Origin of the sequence: Streptomyces sp. NPDC046712 (genome assembly GCF_040645695.1) — a bacterium.
Lineage (GTDB): Bacteria > Actinomycetota > Actinomycetes > Streptomycetales > Streptomycetaceae > Streptomyces.
Window position 1 is genome coordinate 191,690 of record NZ_JBEYYW010000007.1, and the last position, 16,168, is coordinate 207,857.

Annotated in this window: 15 protein-coding genes and 3 pseudogenes; 6 read left to right on the forward strand and 12 right to left on the reverse strand. The window is 67.1% G+C overall.

The features are described from left to right. Window positions 1–85 precede the first annotated feature (85 nt). Together ABZ939_RS12355 and ABZ939_RS12360 are read left to right on the forward strand one after the other, a co-directional pair. Window positions 86–292: pseudogene (locus ABZ939_RS12355) on the forward strand (hypothetical protein); the annotation flags it as partial. 238 nt (window positions 293–530) lie between these two features. After that, a pseudogene (locus ABZ939_RS12360) lies at window positions 531–749 on the forward strand (IS5/IS1182 family transposase); the annotation flags it as partial. Between the two features lie 122 nt (window positions 750–871). Here ABZ939_RS12360 and ABZ939_RS12365 read toward each other — a convergent pair. Further along, entirely contained in the window at window positions 872–1,225 is a 354-nt protein-coding gene (locus ABZ939_RS12365) for a VOC family protein (protein WP_361852391.1), read from the reverse strand. 66 nt (window positions 1,226–1,291) lie between these two features. On the opposite strand from ABZ939_RS12365, the pseudogene ABZ939_RS12370 reads away from it, so the two are divergent. From ABZ939_RS12370 to ABZ939_RS12380, 3 genes and pseudogenes are all read left to right on the forward strand, one after another. Beyond that, window positions 1,292–2,146: pseudogene (locus ABZ939_RS12370) on the forward strand (IS5 family transposase). 213 nt (window positions 2,147–2,359) lie between these two features. Next, window positions 2,360–2,908 carry a DUF1062 domain-containing protein gene (locus tag ABZ939_RS12375; protein ID WP_361852394.1) on the forward strand — a complete coding sequence of 183 codons (549 nt, stop codon included), beginning with the start codon at window positions 2,360–2,362 and terminating at the stop codon, window positions 2,906–2,908. Between the two features lie 645 nt (window positions 2,909–3,553). Further along, window positions 3,554–4,531, forward strand: a complete 978-nt coding sequence (locus ABZ939_RS12380) for a teichoic acid biosynthesis protein C (RefSeq protein WP_361852397.1) — start codon at window positions 3,554–3,556, stop codon at window positions 4,529–4,531. Window positions 4,532–5,043: 512 nt separating this feature from the next. Here ABZ939_RS12380 and ABZ939_RS12385 read toward each other — a convergent pair. The 8 genes from ABZ939_RS12385 to ABZ939_RS12420 all read right to left on the reverse strand — a co-directional run bounded on the left by ABZ939_RS12385 (window position 5,044) and on the right by ABZ939_RS12420 (window position 9,882). Next, window positions 5,044–5,439 (reverse strand): GNAT family N-acetyltransferase, encoded by a 396-nt coding sequence (locus tag ABZ939_RS12385; protein WP_361852400.1) that lies wholly within the window; start codon window positions 5,437–5,439, stop codon window positions 5,044–5,046. A gap of 117 nt (window positions 5,440–5,556) precedes the next feature. Beyond that, window positions 5,557–5,955, reverse strand: coding sequence for a 2'-5' RNA ligase family protein (locus ABZ939_RS12390; protein WP_361852403.1), 399 nt, complete (start codon window positions 5,953–5,955; stop codon window positions 5,557–5,559). Window positions 5,956–6,271: 316 nt separating this feature from the next. Then, a complete protein-coding gene (locus ABZ939_RS12395) occupies window positions 6,272–6,856 on the reverse strand; it encodes a hypothetical protein (RefSeq protein WP_361852406.1) in 585 nt (194 codons plus the stop codon). A gap of 145 nt (window positions 6,857–7,001) precedes the next feature. Next, window positions 7,002–7,535 carry an SMI1/KNR4 family protein gene (locus tag ABZ939_RS12400; RefSeq protein WP_361852409.1) on the reverse strand — a complete coding sequence of 178 codons (534 nt, stop codon included), beginning with the start codon at window positions 7,533–7,535 and terminating at the stop codon, window positions 7,002–7,004. Window positions 7,536–8,031: 496 nt separating this feature from the next. Beyond that, window positions 8,032–8,271, reverse strand: a complete 240-nt coding sequence (locus ABZ939_RS12405; RefSeq protein WP_361852412.1) for a hypothetical protein — start codon at window positions 8,269–8,271, stop codon at window positions 8,032–8,034. 73 nt (window positions 8,272–8,344) lie between these two features. Then, the gene (locus tag ABZ939_RS12410) at window positions 8,345–8,872 is read right to left on the reverse strand and encodes a transposase (protein ID WP_361852415.1); all 528 of its coding nucleotides are present in this window, start codon (window positions 8,870–8,872) and stop codon (window positions 8,345–8,347) included. After that, the gene (locus tag ABZ939_RS12415; protein ID WP_361852418.1) at window positions 8,869–9,408 is read right to left on the reverse strand and encodes a winged helix-turn-helix domain-containing protein; all 540 of its coding nucleotides are present in this window, start codon (window positions 9,406–9,408) and stop codon (window positions 8,869–8,871) included. Before ABZ939_RS12415 ends, ABZ939_RS12410 begins: the two co-directional genes overlap by 4 nt. 66 nt (window positions 9,409–9,474) lie before the next feature. Further along, window positions 9,475–9,882 (reverse strand): hypothetical protein, encoded by a 408-nt coding sequence (locus ABZ939_RS12420; RefSeq protein WP_361852421.1) that lies wholly within the window; start codon window positions 9,880–9,882, stop codon window positions 9,475–9,477. Window positions 9,883–11,039: 1,157 nt separating this feature from the next. Here ABZ939_RS12420 and ABZ939_RS12425 point away from each other — a divergent pair. Next, on the forward strand, window positions 11,040–12,329 hold the full coding sequence (locus ABZ939_RS12425) for a S1 family peptidase (protein WP_361852424.1): 1,290 nt from the start codon (window positions 11,040–11,042) through the stop codon (window positions 12,327–12,329). A gap of 1,026 nt (window positions 12,330–13,355) precedes the next feature. Here the strand turns inward: ABZ939_RS12425 and ABZ939_RS12430 are convergent. The 3 genes from ABZ939_RS12430 to ABZ939_RS12440 all read right to left on the reverse strand — a co-directional run bounded on the left by ABZ939_RS12430 (window position 13,356) and on the right by ABZ939_RS12440 (window position 16,060). Next, a protein-coding gene (locus ABZ939_RS12430) for an IS5 family transposase (protein WP_361852427.1) occupies window positions 13,356–14,161 on the reverse strand; the annotation gives its coding sequence in 2 pieces (ribosomal slippage) (window positions 13,356–13,894 and window positions 13,894–14,161; 807 coding nt in all). 58 nt (window positions 14,162–14,219) lie between these two features. After that, a complete protein-coding gene (locus ABZ939_RS12435) occupies window positions 14,220–15,044 on the reverse strand; it encodes a GNAT family N-acetyltransferase (protein ID WP_361852430.1) in 825 nt (274 codons plus the stop codon). An 869-nt stretch (window positions 15,045–15,913) separates the two neighbouring features. Beyond that, complete coding sequence (locus ABZ939_RS12440; protein WP_361852433.1) at window positions 15,914–16,060, reverse strand: hypothetical protein; 147 nt, start codon at window positions 16,058–16,060, stop codon at window positions 15,914–15,916. Window positions 16,061–16,168: the final 108 nt, after the last annotated feature.

Genomic DNA, 16,168 nt, shown 5'->3' on the forward strand with positions numbered 1-16,168 from the left:
CGGGCGGGCGTCGGCCGGGAACGCGCGCATGTCGTCGGACCGTGGCAGCCTCGAGGACGTGAAGGCCGCGTACGCGACCGCGACCCCCAGGGACTACATCGCCGTCATCAGCCTCTTCCGGCCGGGCCCCCGGTCCGGGGTGGGATGCCCCGCACTACATCGCGCCCGCCCGGGCGCCGCACCGACCCCACCCCACCCCGACCTCGAACCCGTCCTATGTGACACGTACGGCGTGACAATCTGGCCCGAGCAGATCATCGACACGGTCGCCGTCATGACCAGCTGCGACCGCACCCTGGCACGAGGAATAGAGCCAGCCGCTCGCCGCAGAAACACTCGGGCCATTCCTGAGCCTCGTCGAGGAAGGGCCAGACGCCCGCTGAGTTCCGCATCGGCCGGTCCAGCTGATCGGTCCCGACCTCGACCACGCGGGCAGGCAGCACCAAAGGCATCTTCCTCAGATCGCGTTCGACCACCCGCTTACCCCAAGGGCTGCCATGGTTGCTGGTCGCGGGTGAGATGGTCTTGGAATGGCTGGTGTGAACGCGGCGTCGCAATCGTCCGGGATACCCCGTTCACCGGGCTGAGCCCGCGCAGTTTCGGCAAGTTGGCGACCATGCTGCGGCGTGACGGCTCGGACGCGGGTCCGTCGGGCCCGGCCATGGGGGCTGTCGGTGGAAGACCGGGTGCTGCTGGTCGCGACGTACTGGCCCCGCACCAACCTCACATTGCGTCAGCTCGCCCCTCTTCAGGAACTCGAAGTCCGCGGCCAAGGCCGCCATCGGCAACACCACGACGATCACCGACGGCGGCCACCCCAGCACCGGCCTCTTGATGACCCGCCGGCGCCCGCAAAGGACCAAACGCTCAGTTACTGACGCCGTTGGCCAAGGATGCAGAACTCGTTACCTTCGGGGTCGGCCAACACAACCCACGGTTGATCGCCCTGGCCGATGTCAACACGCCGTGCGCCATGGGCCACCAGCCGAGCCACCTCGGCGTCCTGGTCATCAGGCCTGAAGTCGAGATGCAGCCGGCTCTTCGCCGTCTTGCCCTCATCAAGACGGACGAAGTCCAACCCCGGCATGCGATCCGGCTCCGGGCGGATCTCGAACTCGTCATCAGAGGAGTGGACCACGACCCACCCCAGAGCCTCGGCCCACCACTGCCCCAAGGACACCGGATCTACCGAGTGCACGATTACCTGTTCCCATTCCAAGGTCATCAGCCGATCCTAGGGCCTGTCCGGCGGATCATGTGACTGGCTGGGGTCGGGGTCGTTGCGCCCGTTGTGGGACGGGGAGATCTGACGAACTACGGGTGGTCCGGCTGAAGCCACAGGTGCCCAAGGCGAGCCAGCAGGGCGGGCGTTGGAAGAGTCAACGCACGGCGATCGACGTGATCCTTCCAGGAGCGGACCGGAGTGCCATGGCGGGTTCTGCCTGCACGTTTCGGCAAGTGGAAGACCGTCTACCAACGACACAGCGTTGGTCGGCTAACGGCACGCGGGACAAGATCCTGCGGGCCGTTCACCGCATCGACTGGTCGGTCGCCGGCGTGGGTGCCACCCCCACTTGGCGCCCGCCAACACGCCGCCGGAGCGCGTAAGAAGTCGTCGCGAGTGCCAGGAGCAGACACACCCCGACAGCACCGCCCCGACGCGGGATTCGGAGGCTCTCGGGGCGGAGCGACCTGCAATCTCCATGGCCGGGCGCAGGTGCGCGCCACCCGGCTTCATTCGTGATCACACCATGGCAATGGGGCGACGCACCACACCTCATCCCCGTCAGGGAAGGCATCCGCGTTGCCTGCCTGGCCGGCGGGGCATCCTCACACGCACCCGCCCGATCGCCTCGGCGGCGACAAGGCGTACAGCTCACGCCGTAACCGGCGCTACCTGCGCAGACGCCACATCAAGCACATCATCCCCGAGCCGAGGGGCGAGCGAGCCAAACGCAAGCGCCGGGACAGCAAAGGCGGTTGCCCCGCCGGCTCGACAAGGCGATGTACAAGCGCAGGAGCGCGGCGAGTGGAGATGGACAGGCGAAAGAACCTACGGGCCGTGGCCACGACGTACGACAAGCGGGCCTGCGGTTTCCACGGCACCGCCACCGTGGCCGCGATCGGGCTATGGCTTCGTCCATGATCCGCCGGACAGAGCATGGCGGTGAGGCGCTCGAAAACCAGTGGAGCAGCGCTGCTGTGGGCCATTACCTTGCTGCCGGACCAAGTCGTCTAGGCAAGGACGTGCCGTTGTACACCCTGTGAGACCTCCCGAGCGCTGATTCGTCGCGCGTCGCGCATGTGCGCGCCGCGCTGCCTTTTGCTGCGGACTTCTCACTGAAACCGGTGTACTTCTGTGCTCGAAAACTGGGTGGTCATGCCCACCTGCCTTCCTCTCGTTCTCCGACGTTGCCACGCGTGCGCGTCCCAGCGCTTTCGGACGAGCGGCAAATTTCGCGTCAACGCCAACCACAAGCTCATCGACGCCTGGCTCCTCGCGCTCTGTACCGCTTGCGGGGACACCGCGAAGCTCACGGTTCTGGAGCGGATGAATGTGCGCTCCGTACGATCTGAGCTGCTGGAGCGGATGCATGACAACGACGCCGGCCTGGCAGCTGAGCTGCTCCAGGATCCGGTCTTGAGGCGCCGTAATCGCATCGCCCTCGACTGGGATAACGCCTGGCGTCTCGACACCGGCGGATCGGATCACCTGGACCGCGAGGTGATTGACGTCGCGGTCCGCTTTGCGGCACGGATCCCCGTCCGGCCGGTGCGACTGATCGCTGAAGGGTGCGGTCTTTCGCGGGCCGAGGTTGAGAGACTGATCACGGAGGGGAATCTTGTCTCGGCAGTCCGGCTGAGCGGGAAGCTCTCCGGCGACTTCACCTTCACGCTCAAGCGCTGAGCCCTCCTCGGGACACGGGCCTGTCCGGCAAGATCGCCGGACAGGCCCTGGCTGGGGATGGCATGGAGGCCGAGGACGCCGAGGTAGGCCGCTAGTACGCCGAGTCTCGCGATGAGGCGTGAGTGCCGAATGACCCTGGCCTTAGTGGAGACGGGACATCGCTCCCGAACCAGCCGCGAGCCGGTGAAGGCACCAGGCAGAAGCCCTGGGCGCACCTCCCGCGCTGGTGACACAGACTCAGGGCCGGTGGACGCTGGTCCCAACATCAAGGGGCGGTTCTCGAAGACTTGGGAATCCGTCACCGATCGTGGCGCGAGGCCTGGCGGACACCAACGGGCGGTTCTCGCGTACCTGCCCCGCCACCGCGAGTTGTACCGAGCGCCTGGGAGAGGCTCGGCCCGTGTGAGTCAGGAAGTCGCCCCGTTACTGGCGGAGATCGCGTCGGCCGAGCCTCGGCCGACGTCGCGCACCCGCATGCGTCTGTGGAGAGCTGGTGGCACGCAGCGGTGGGGGAGATGCGCCGGACCGTCAGTAGGGAGGCGCCGGCCGGCCCGCCACAACGTCCTACTCCCCGATGGGGATCCCACTCGGCTGCGGTTAGGATCACCTGTCCCATCCCCCCACTCATGCCTCTGGAGTCCCCCCATGAACCACACCCCTGGCTTCCCCCTCTCCCGCCGCGGCCTCATACGCACCGGTGTCGGCGCCTCGCTTGCCGCCCTCGGGCTCGGCGCCGGCGCGCAGACCGCTGCGGCTGATGTGACCGCGACCAAGCGGTTCGATCTCACGCAGCCGTCGTACGACCTGTTCCGGTCCAAGGACACGCACGGTGCGCGGGTCCAGCAGAGCTTCGCCTTCGACTGGGAGAACAAGTTCCTGTTCGTGGCGACCAAGCGGAGTGGAAGCCCCGAGTCCGCCGGTGACCTGTGCATCAACAAGATGGACTTCGACGGGAACTACATCTCGTACATGCACCTCGATGGCTTCGGCCACGGTGTCGCCTTCGCCGCGCTGCCGAGCGGTTCCGACACCGAGCTGTGGATCGAGTGCGCCGCGAACACCGGCGGGTACGGCACTGCGCTCGCCCCCATCCGTTACACCGCCAACACCACCCTGGGCTCGCCGGCTGCCTCGGCCGCCTACCAGCCGATCGCCGGAGCCAGCGAGTACACCTGCTCCGTCGACCCGGTCTACCGGCGCATGATCGTGCGCTACCACACCAGCGCCGGTAAGCGCATCGCCGTGTACCCCCTCTCCGCCTTCGAGACGCGCAACTTCGGCTCGCCGCTGGTCGACTTCAAGCAGCCGACGATCTCCGGCACGCCGCAGGGCTACACCCTCTACGGCTCGTACATGTACTACCTGACGGGTGACGCGTACCCCGGCGACGGCACCCCCACCGGCGACGGCAACACCTACATCACCAGCATCGACATCAACACGGGACTCGTGAAGCAGGGCCCCGTCCTCACCAAGGCGGGCTCCACCCTCCACCACCGCGAGCCCGAGGGCCTGGCGATCTACCGCACCGACGCCGGCGAGGCCCGCCTCTTCATCGGCTTCGCCACCGGCGTGGAGGGCGACCGGCGCTCCAGCATCTTCTACAAGAACGCGCTGATTTGAGCCTAGCCACGGCTTGCCCGCCCTGCCGGCCGCGCCCATGCGGCGCGGCCGGCAGGCGTCCGGGACGTGGTCAGCGATAGTCGTTGAGCCGGTCGCGGTGCCGGGGCCGGGCGCGTAGCCCTTACCGGTGCCGCTGGCCCTCCGCCACCCGCCCGTACCCGTTTCGTGCCCGCAGCGCCGCCGGTCGGCGGACGCCCGCAGGGAAAGGGTGGCCGCTCACGCGCCGGCCCGCCACCAGGCCGGTGACGGGTCCGGCACTTCCGCCTGTCCAGCGAAGCAAGCAGCGAGGCCGTCGTCTCGACGCTGACGACGGCCTCGTCGGGCCCACGCGCCAGCAGAGATCCGGAGAAGTCTTTGCTCAGTCGGTTGGCTTCATCCGCGAGAGTGGGTTCTGGCACTGGTTCCGTGCAGCGGTCACGCTCCGTGACAGCTGAGGTGGGGGCGAAGATCGCGTCAGATGGCCCGCTGCTGCGCCTGGTCGCGTGTACAGGTTGCGGACTGGGGGCCTGGCGCTACAGGGTGATCAGCCCAGCTGACGTCTCTCTAAAGCCGCAGGCATCGAAATAGAACGGACGCAGGTGGTCCTCGAAGTCGACGTGAAGCCAAGCGCACTTCGCGGCACGGGCTTCGTCGGCTGCGAACGCGATGAGCTTGGCACCAACTCCTCTTCCCTGGCAACGCTGGGCGACCACCGTGTCCAGGATGAAGGCATGGAGCCCGCCATCCCAGACAACGTTGACGAAGCCGATCAGAGAGCCGTCTTCCCAGGCGCAGACCCAGCCGAGGCTGTGGCGTTCAAGCCGTGCTCGCCAGTCGGCCGGAGCAACCGGGTGGCCGAAACCGTCGGCGTGCAGCGCGTTGAGGGAAGCGTTGTCGAAGTCGCCCCGCAACTCATACTTGATCGTCACGCCTCGATCGTAAGTTCCGGCCCAGCCCGGCATCGACCCGATTACGGAGCCAGAACCGCCTCTGCGCGGCCATCGTCGACCGACTCACCTTCAACCAGACAAGCCTCATGACCTGCTTCATTCTTCGAGTGCGAACGAAGCCCGTTCTTGCCACTTCGTTCCGTCGTGCACGATGAGTTCAACTGACGAGACGTGAGACGTGAACGGGAGCCTGCCGGCGAGGTCGGCCTCGATCTCCTCCAGGACGGCGTCTTCCTGACCTTGAGCAATGGTCAGATGCGGCATGATCTCGGCGAACCGGCCGCCATACGGCGGAGCCTCAGGCCAACGATCAGCGATCGCCTCCGTGAGCTGCCGCAACTGCGTGTCAGGCTCGGGGACGAGATACAGCACTTCCGGGAGTCGTCCACATCTCTCGAACCGCAGGTCAAAGGCCTGGTGGCTTCCCAGCACGTCCGCGAGGGCGGAGTAGACGAGCGCATCTATTCGGCTCTCGTCGAGGAACGGGAAAAGCACGGTGACATGGGCTGGAACCCCGGCCTGGCTGAGGGGTCGAGCCGTTCACGCCACCCGCGGACGGACGGCTCCGCCTCGGGGATCCGGACGATGAGCGCGTCTGGCCCGCCTGAAACGCACTGGTGAGCACCTCTCTGAGAGGCAGAACCATGTAGCCGAAATCTGGCAACACTCCAGTTCTTGCCCACGGCCCGTCCGCGTGCTGGCGGCTGGAGTGTCAGGTAGGCAGGGGCCCAGAGGGTCGGCGAGCCGATTGCTTTCGTCCGCGGTGATGCCTCGGGCCAGCCGCATGCCGAACCGCAGGCTCACTGGACTGTCACACGCCGGACACTTCTCGGGTGTCCTGGCGGCTATAGCGCTCCCTATTCCGTGCCACTTCTTCGGCGCTCACCGATGAATAGATGGCGTACACATCTCCGATACGGTCGTCCCCGCGCCCACGTTGTCGCCACTCCTCGTGTGCCCGAAACGCCATGACGGCCACCTGCGAAGCAGGCTGCCAGTGCTGGGTGAAGGCCGGACCATTCACATCCGGGACGTGTTCCAGGGGCACGCCGCGCTTCCCCAGGAGCCGCTCCAGTTTGTCGAACCGGAGGTGGCGGTCGAAGCGGCCGTACCGGTCGCGAATGGCCCTGTTGACGATGCTGCCGCCCCAGTGCGACAGCCGATGCACCTGCAGGGTGAAGTGGTGCCCCTCCCAAGGATGGTCCGGTGTCTCCCGTGTCCAGAAGAACTCGGCCATTCCGTAGTCGCGCCACATGCTGTAGTCGTCAAGGGAGTTCTCGGCGAAATCGGAACCCAGGAGCGCGGTGACCCGGTCGGGACTGTCCGTTGGCTTGACGCCGAGCACCGTTCCGGAGGCAACCACGTCGATGTAGAACGCAAGGGAATGCGGAGTCAACTGGTATTCCTTGACTGGGCCGAGGGGTCAGAAGCGGCGGCCTCAGCATATGCGACCGGGACGCCACAAAGATCCGTCGGGCGTGACCTAAAGAGATTCGCCCCCCGGGAGGCCCCTGGACACGGCAGACCCTGCCAGGGCCAGATCATGACGCTGATCGGATCCCGTCCCCGGCATTGGGGTCGAGCGACGCGGCCGCAGTCAGCCGCTCGACAAACGTTCTGAAGTCCGTGGCCAGGGGAAGTTCCGTGTTGCCGTCCACGTCGAACCACGTCACGGACGGCTCCCCGTGCTCTCCGCGCGCCCGGTAGTCGAGAGCGATCCAGCAGTGACCATCACCGGAGAGCAGAACCAGAGGAGAAGGAAGACCCCACTCCTCAACCAAGTAGGGCGAGTCCAGCAGTGACAACTGACCGTCGTGACGGCCGATGCCCATCATTTCGTCGAACGGGACATGACTCTCGCTCCACGACGTCGGTGCATCCGTCGGGAACGCGTCCCACAGCTCCGCCACCTGGCCGCCGTTCTGGACGCGCAGGAGCTCCAGCAACGAAGCCGGCAGACGGACACCGAGCCGACGCTCGGCATTTCGCACGACCGCGTCGGTCAACAGTGGCTGAACCCCGTACAGGCCCTCGCCCCAGAACGTCGCCTTCACTTCATCGAACCGAGCAGCCACAAACGCATCCTACGGACCCAGCAGACCAGGATGACGAGATGTAGGAGCTTCACAAGAGGCGGCGGAGCGACTGTGTTGCCACGAGGACCCGCCGCTCCGGTGCACCCATCGCGGCGTCGTCCTGCTCCGCGATGCTCGATGGGCCAGCCAGCTTGACCGCGATCCGCGAGGCCGTCGGCCGCGAGCAGCATCACCCCCCGGAGCAGGGGGACCCCGGCGCCCACCCGAGCCGACAGCCGGCCCACCGGCATTCCCACGACCAACCCGTAGCAGCGAAACGGCACGCCGGGCGAACCGACGGACCGTCACGCCTCATCGCTACTGAACTTGAACTCGTGATGTCGGTGGTGTCGCAGAGACCGCTGAACTCTGATCAAGAGTGTGGCTGCAGCCAGCGACGCGCGGCAGCCAGGGTCACCTCGACGTCGTCGCTCCAGGAACAGACTTCCAGCCACGACAGGTAGCCGCCTTGCGTGAAGACCAGGACCTCGCCGGGTCACTCGCCAGCCTCGGTGACGAGCTGCACTTCGGCCGCCACGACTGTGCTGGGACCAGTGGGTGCAGGCTCCGCCCTGCTTGTGTCGAGTTCGAAATAGGCGGTTCCGCATCCGCATGTGCAGCGCCCTCGCACGCTGAGGTGCGGAACCTGCCTTCGGAGCGCGACATGAACCGGATCGTCCTTGTTCAGGACTGCCGCGAGCACGTCGGCTACGTCGGCAGGCATGCTCTCGGTCATTCCGACACCGTATCTGACCAGCAACTTTTGACTTGACCGTGGCGGCCAATCGCCGATCGGCCAGCCATTGCGTTCACGCGTCCAGGGCCAGGCCGGTGCCGGCGAGGCAGCCGTTGATGACCTCCGGCCGGTACTGCACCATCTTGAGCTTGCGCTTGACGGCCCGGGTGATCTGCCCGAGGTCGGCTGCGGCGAGGTTGCCGATGTCGCGCTTGACCAGCGACCAGATGCCCTCCTGCGGGTTCAAGTCCGGCGTGTAGCTCGGAAGCTGGAAGACCGTGAGCCAGTTCGCGTGGGCGGCGATGAACTCGCGCATCGGTTCGGCCAGGTGCATGCGCAGGTTGTCCCACACGAGCACGATCGGGCCGCCGAGCTGGATGTGCGCCCTGACCAGCAGGTCGCGCAGGTCGCGCCAGCCGATGCCCTTCGGCTCGCCCTTGCGGCCCCGGTACTCGCGGACCGAGTAGAACATCCTCGACCGCTTCCCAGGCTTATAGCAGGCCAGCCCGGCCATGGACACCCGGCCCGAGCCCCGGCCACGGACCCGGACCACCGGCGTTACGCCCTTGCGTCCCCAGCTTCTCGCTCGCGGCGGCGTCATCGACTGTCCGGCTTCGTCCTCGAAGACGATCCAGCCGTCACACGCCGCCGCGGTGCTCTTACCCGCGGCCAGGTCTCCTTCTTCCACACCTCGACCGCCGCGTCGTCGCGCTCGATCGCCCGCCGGGCGGGCTGCTGCCAGGACCAGCCGTGCCGCTTCAGCAGCAGCCACGTTCCCTCCACCGTGTAGCTCACGTGGAACAGCCGGCCGATCAGCGTCTTGATCCGTGCCAGTGTCCAGCGCTGGTCGGCCCAGCCATGGGCCAGCGGCCCGCGTTCCAGCTCCCGTTCCAGCCTCGCGATCTGCTTCTCGCTGAGCCTCGGCCGCCCAGGCGATCCCCTCGACAGGACCCCCGCTTCACCGCGCTCGCGCCACTGGCGGCGCCACCGTTCCACCGACCGCTCGCTGACCCGCAGCGCGGCAGCGATCTCCCTGTTCTTCTGCCCGTCCTCGAAGCGTTCCACGGCCTGCAGCCGCACCCGCTCCCTCGCGGCCCTCCCCGCGTCGGTCAACCCGCCGCCTTGCGCGTATCTCACGGTCCAGGGCTACCGGAGCGGACCTGCCGCCGTCAGGCGAACGGCTCCGACATCACCCAATCAAGTTCAGTAGCGCCCTCGGAGTGCCTTATGCGCGCCGTACGCTTCGATAAAGCCCTGAATCGTCTGCATGTTGTCCGCGAAGGATTTCGATCGCCACTCTGTCTTTCTGCCGTCGCGATAGTTGAGGTCGATCCATACGGAAAGATTCACGAAAGAGCTATCAGAGAAGGTACTTCCGCGAACCTGTAGCATCACTTCAGTTAGGTCATAGAAATTGACGATCGTCAGCGGCTTTCGTTCGTCCGTGTATTCGATGGCGCAGTCATGCGTGATGACCAACAGCGGGTCCGGATCATTGGCTGTCCCTCGCAAGAAGCCGGACACTTTGCCCCGCTTCTTGGCGAAGACTCGCCAATCCGCCGGTACGGGACCTTGGCGCGCCTGCCCGAGGATCGTCAGCGGATCGGTCATGCCGCCTCCGGTGTTTGCCACCGCCCACCGGGCGGCTCCATCTGGTCAAGTGAGTAGTTAAGCCCTGCGCTTCGTGGTCGGCCGGTCTGTCAACCTTCCGTCGGCCCATGGCGGAGATGGCCCCCATCGAGGTGTTGCTTCACCCGCAGGCTTAAGCGGCACTGTCCCATCCGACATGGCCTGCGATGGGCAGAGCGTGACAGGACGCCGGGTGTTCCATGCGGCAGCGGCACCGAAGGGTCCAAACAAAGAACCGAAGGGACTAAAGGGACCCCGGTAATCGTCCAGGGAGCGACCCCGGTCCTGGGGCCGGTGAGCTCGCAGGGCTGATGGAGGGCGTCTCCCCCGGGGGCCCGGACCTCGTGCGGTCCGGATTGTTAGCGAGGTGCTGCTCCAGCGTCGCAGCACTGTCCTGCGATGCGCAATGACCGTGTCTACGGGACGGTTCTGATCGACGTTGAGACTTGCCGACCAGTGGGCCTGCTGCCGGATCCAGAGGCAGGCACGCTGGCCAGCTGGCTGACTGAGCAGCCTGGGATCGAGGTTGTGTCCCGACTGCGCGCTGTTCTTCGCCGAGGGTCACCGTCGGAGCTCCTACCGCCGTCTACGTCGCCGCCCACCTTCCCCTGTGGCGCAACCTCGGCGAGGCCGAGCGGTGTGTCTCCGCCATCGGCTGTGCCTGCGGGCGACGTTCAGCGTGCCGACGGTGCCGACCGCCTTTAGGGGTCGGCTTCACTGCCAGACCGACCGGGTACCGGTTCGCCGATCGCACCCGCGCCAAGCACACCACCGTCCACGCGCTGCTCGCTGCCGGCCACAGTTGACGATCCCTCCAGCGCCAGCGCGGTATGACCTACCGCACCGTGTAGCGCCTCGCCGATGCCGTCACTCCGGAAGCCCTCCTTGAGCGGCAATGGCGGAACTGGAGAAGAGCTCGACGACTTCAGCCGCACCTGAATGAGCGGTGGGCTGAGGCTGTACCGGAGGACCGGCAGGTGCGGGTACCGCCGGCGCATGCGCTGGGAGGGGGGTGAAGCATGGCTCGCGTACGAGCGCTTGAACGGATCTCTCTCGGCATCCGTATGGAAGGCCGGACGCGTCCCCAAGGTCGCCCTGTCGGCGATCGCAGTCCGTACCCCCCCACAGGAGGCGAAGAGTTGAGTCACAGGCGAATACCCAAGCGGAATGCAGTTCTCGCGGGTGCCGGGGCGGTGGGCATCGTCGCAGCGGCGATCCTGCTGCCACAGGCCAATGCCTCGCAGGGCGGCGCGGGGGAGCAGTCGGGCTCGCCGCGAACGATGAGTGCCGCTGCGGCCGCGGAGCTCCTTCAGAAGCTGGGCGGGCAGCTCGGTGACTCCTACGGCGGCGCGTACTACGACGCGGACAAGCAACAGCTCGTCGTCAATGTCGCCGGTGGCGACACCAGCGGCAGCGCCGAGGTTGAGAAGGCCGGCGCCGTTGCGCGGACCGTGCAGAACAGCCTCCCGACACTCACCTCGGCGATGAATTCTCTGAGCGCCAAGGCATCGGTCCCCGGCACCGCGTGGGCCGTCGACCCCAGGACGAACGAGATCCTGGTCACTGCCGACCGTACCGTCACCGGTGAGCGTTGGGACACGGTCGAGACGGCGGTCCGTTCGCTGGGCGATGGCGTCGCCCATATCCAGAAGTCCAAGGGCGAGTTCAAGCCCTTCATCGAGGGCGGCGACGCCATTTTCGGCGGGGGCTCCCGCTGCTCGCTCGGCTTCAACGTCACCACCCAGGACGGCCGACCCGGCTTCCTCACGGCGGGACACTGCGGCGTCGCCGCCGAGCAGTGGTCGGAGGAACCGAACGGCGAGCCCATCGGAACCGTGCAGGAGGCCGTGTTCCCCGGTGAGGGCGACTTCGCACTCGTGACGTACGACGACCCGAACACGCAGGCGCCGAGCGCTGTGGACACCGGCGACGGCCAGGTCTTGGAGATCACCCAGGCGGCCGACGCGGCGGTCGGTCTGCAGGTGTTCCGCATGGGCAGCACGACGGGTCTGCGCGACGGTCAGGTGACCGGTCTCAACGCCACCGTGAACTACCCCGAGGGCACGGTCTCCGGACTGATCCAGACCGACGTCTGCGCGGAGCCCGGTGACAGTGGTGGCGCCTTGTTCACCCGCGACGGGAACGCCGTGGGCCTCACCTCGGGAGGCAGCGGCGACTGCACCTCGGGCGGCGAGACGTTCTTTCAGCCGGTGACCACGGCCCTGGAGGCCGTCGGCGCTCAGATCGGGGCGGGCGCCGGCGGTGACGGGGGTGCTGACAACGGCGGCGCCGGTGACAACGGCGGTGCCGGTGACAACGGGGGTGCCGGTGACAACGGCGGCGTCGATGGCAACGGGGGTGCCGATGGCAACGGCGGCGTCGATGGCAACGGCGGCGCCGGCAACGGTGACAGCGAAGAAGGGTGGTGACGGAAACAGCATCGGCTGACGGTCGCTGATCGCGAGCGGCCCTGGGCATGCGTCGGATGTCCGGGGCCGCAGCCGTGCCCATGTGCCTCGATCGGCGCGGATCACGAGGTTGTCCTTCGCTGGCCTGTCGTGCACATCTCCCATGGTGATGCCGTCCGGGTAGAGGCGCTGGACGGTCCTAGAAGACGAGATGGAGTGTGTGCCCGTTGCCGATCACACCATGAGCAGGCCGAGATTCCGTCCCGCGACCGTCCACTCCCGACTCCCACGGGGCGTGGCAGTTCCAAGGCATGCGCCGGCAGCGTCGCGCTCTGCCGGCGCTGGTGACGGTCGACAATGGTCGAGGTGCGGGGCCTGCTGGCGTACGCGGTCTCCGTGTGCGAGGCGCCGCGGTCGGTGCTCGAGCAGATCTACGAGCTCGCCGGGAGCCGCGACGTGCCCGCGGAGGCGACGGGCGAGGACGGTGGGCCGTACCACCGGCTGCCGAGGGTGCACCGGCTCCACGAGCCGGGCGCGGACCGCGATGCAGCGAGGCCGGCTCACCGCAGCGGACGCAAACCGGGCCAAGGTGGCAGAGTCAGCGCGTCGGCCGCCGAGGACTACAACGTGCAGGGTGCTGCAGGAGCCAGGAGGGCGTCTCCGATATCGAGATCGTGAAGATGTACGCCCTGGCCTCAGCACAACTACGCCGGTGCGCGCTCCGGGCAGCACACAGGGCTGCCGCCTTCATGCCCGGGTACCGGCGTGAACTCGTGGTGTCGGTGGCGTCGCGGAGGCCGCTGGACGCTGGCCGTTCGAGATCAATAGCGTGTTCGCCGTGGTCTGCCGGCGAGTCGACCGGCTGTGTCGGGCTCGGCCGGCCGGCCGCACCGTGCAGAGGCGCCATGGTGACGCCATGCGCGTGTCGGAGTTCCTGTTCACGCGGGTCGGCGAAGCCGCCATTCACGGCCTCGACCTGGCGGATGTGCTCGGACGCGAGCCATAGCTCACCGCGGCGGGCCGGGGACGCCGTACTTACTGATCGTTTCAGAATGAGGTTCGTAGGCGACGGAGGCAGATGAGACTGCAGGCCAGTTCGAGCAGGCCCTGGTGGAGGTCGGCTCGTCGTTCGTAGCGGGTGCGGAGCCGTTTGAACTGATGCAGCCAGGCGAAGGCGCGCTCGACGACCCAACGGACCTTGCCCAGTCCGGAGTCGTGGGCGACGCCGCGTCGGGCGATCTTCGGCTTGATGCCGCGCTTCCACAGCAGGCGGCGGTATTTGTCGAAGTCATAGCCCCGGTCGGCGTACAAGCGTCGGGGCTTGATACGGGGGCGTCCCCGCAGGCCCCGGATCGGTGGGACCGCGTCCAGCAGCGGCAGGAGCTGGGTGACATCGTGTCGGTTCCCGCCGGTGAGCGTGACGACGAGCGGAGTTCCGTTGCGGTCAACGATCAGATGGTGTTTGGAGCCGGGACGGGATCGGTCGACGGGCGAGGGCCAACGTGATCCCCCTTTGAGAGCCCGGATGTGCGACCCGTCCACCGAGCAGTCGTCCAAGTCCAGCAGATCGGCGCGGCCCAACTGGTCAGCAGGGCGGCGTGCAAGCGGGGCCATACGCCGGCCTCGGTCCAGTCGCGCAATCTTCGCCAGGCTGTGACTCCGGAGCAGCCCACAGTCTCGGCGGGCACATCGCGCCACGCGACACCGGTCCGCAACACGTACATGACGCCCGCGAGGGCCGCCCTGTCCGGAACGCGCAACCGCCCGGGGTAGCGGCGGCGCCGTTCGGGAGCGGGCGGAAGCAGCGGAGCCACGCGCTCCCACAGGTCATTTGAAACGAGATCAGCACGCACGCGGACACCTTGCCGACCAAGATCGTCGAGCGCAAGATCCGAGGCTCAACTGAATTGGTCAGAAAGGCTGGTGGGCGTAGATCTTGCTCCACTGGTCAGCGGTGCCCCGCTCGCTCATCCCGGCGGCCCGGTAGACGCTGAGAGCGCCGGAAGAGTTGTGGGTGTCGACGTCGACGCCCACGCTGTGATGGCCACGGTCCCGGAGGAGCCGGAAGACGGTGCGCAACAACTGCGTGCCGATGCCGCGGCCGCGGTAGGCATCGAGAACTCCGAGCCAGGCGATCCATGCGCGCTCTGACGGGTCGCGAGCGATGACAGCACCCGCACAGACCCCATCGACCTCGGCCAGCCACCATAGGGCCGCTTCGTAGCTGCCGCGCTGCCGCTGGTCACGGTCGAACTCGGCGAAGGTACGCCGCCGGTGGTTCCAGTGCCCGGCCAGCGCGTCCTCCAAAACAGAGTGGACGGCGCGCCGGTCCTGGTCATCGGCAGCGACGCGCAGTTGCGCACCGAGGTGTGGCTGAGCCGGTTCGGGGAACTCGGTGGTGTTCAGGTCGACTCTGAGGCGCGTGTAGCTGTGCACTATGCTCCAGCCCTCGGCGGCCATGAGGTCATGGGCCGGGCAGTTGGGCAGCTGAAACATGGTCACGGGGGTGTTGGGGTGTGGCGCGTCCCGTAGCACCCACTCGTCGAGCAGGTGAAGCAGTGCTCGGGCCGTGTCCGTAGCGCCGTCTGCGGGTGCAAGGATCAGGTGGGCCCGGAGTTGGCCAGCCTGCGGTGCCGGATGCAGGGCGACGAAGCCGCTGAGCCGACCCTCCTTCGACTCCACGACCATCGTCCGCGACGCCACATCCAGGCCGGGGCTCGCGAGCAGGTCACGCACGTCTGCTCGCGTCGTCTCCCGGCGCCCGATTGCGGCGTGCTCGGCGCAGCCGAAGAGATCTAAGATCGCCTCGATGTCAGACTCGCTGACGGCTCTGCAATGCACACAGGCACCGTCGCAGGACTGTGCAGCTGTTCACAACCGATATTTGTTGGTGACCATCTCGGGGACCCGACCCAGCATTGCCCACGGCTCCGCACCCGCTACGAACGACAGGCAGACCTCCACCAGGGCATGCTCGAACGGGCCTGCTGCCGCATCTGCCTCCGTTGCCGGGGCACCTCATTCTGAAACGATCAGTTAGTTGCTGCTCGGCTCGGAACAGCTCGGAACAGATGGCGGCCGCCGATCAATTGGGGTGGAGCCGGCCGCATCTCCTGCGCAGAGCCACCGGCCGCGAACCGTTGGAGGGATCCGATGCACCACGTTGGTCGAGGACCTCGGTATCCGATGGCTCGCCCTGGGCTGAAACCCGCCCTCGACCGCGATTCCCCTGAGATTGTTCCTGCGTGACAGCCGCGTCACCTATCACCGACTGCCCAAGGCAGGATGGCGCTCTTTCGCATCGTTGGACCGCGCCGGTGCACCGCCGAAACACCGGAGGTATCACCACCTCCGGTGCGTCAGAGGCGGTGCAGGACCTTCACTCCCCGTGCCTGGAGTTCGTCCATCAGCTGGGTGCATGGGAAGGCGTCCGTAAGGACAAGGGAAGTGTCGTCCACGGAGCACAGCCCGCTGGCCGGCTCACGGTTCAAGCCACCCGCTCACCCGGCGTACGCTGTTCGGCGCAGGCGCCTGCTCGGCGGAGACCGCGATGCTGAGAGCCGCTGCCGGGGCCTCTGGACGGTGTGCTGTGTTCCGGCGGCGTGCTATGCGTCCGTGGAAGAGCGCTCGCTCCGCTTGTTCCACGGGATGAGGGTGACGAGTATGTCGCCCACTGTGCCGACCACGTTGAACGCGAGCCAGCCGACGCCCTTCAGGACGCGCACCGCCGCAGCACCCGCAACCTCTTCCATGCTCTGTTCTCCTCGAGTCCGTCACGGTGGATTGCTTCGATCTTGGAGACGCGTTCTGTCGCCATGCGGTTGCCTGGGGAAGGGTGAGGAGTGTCCTGCGGAGCCTGC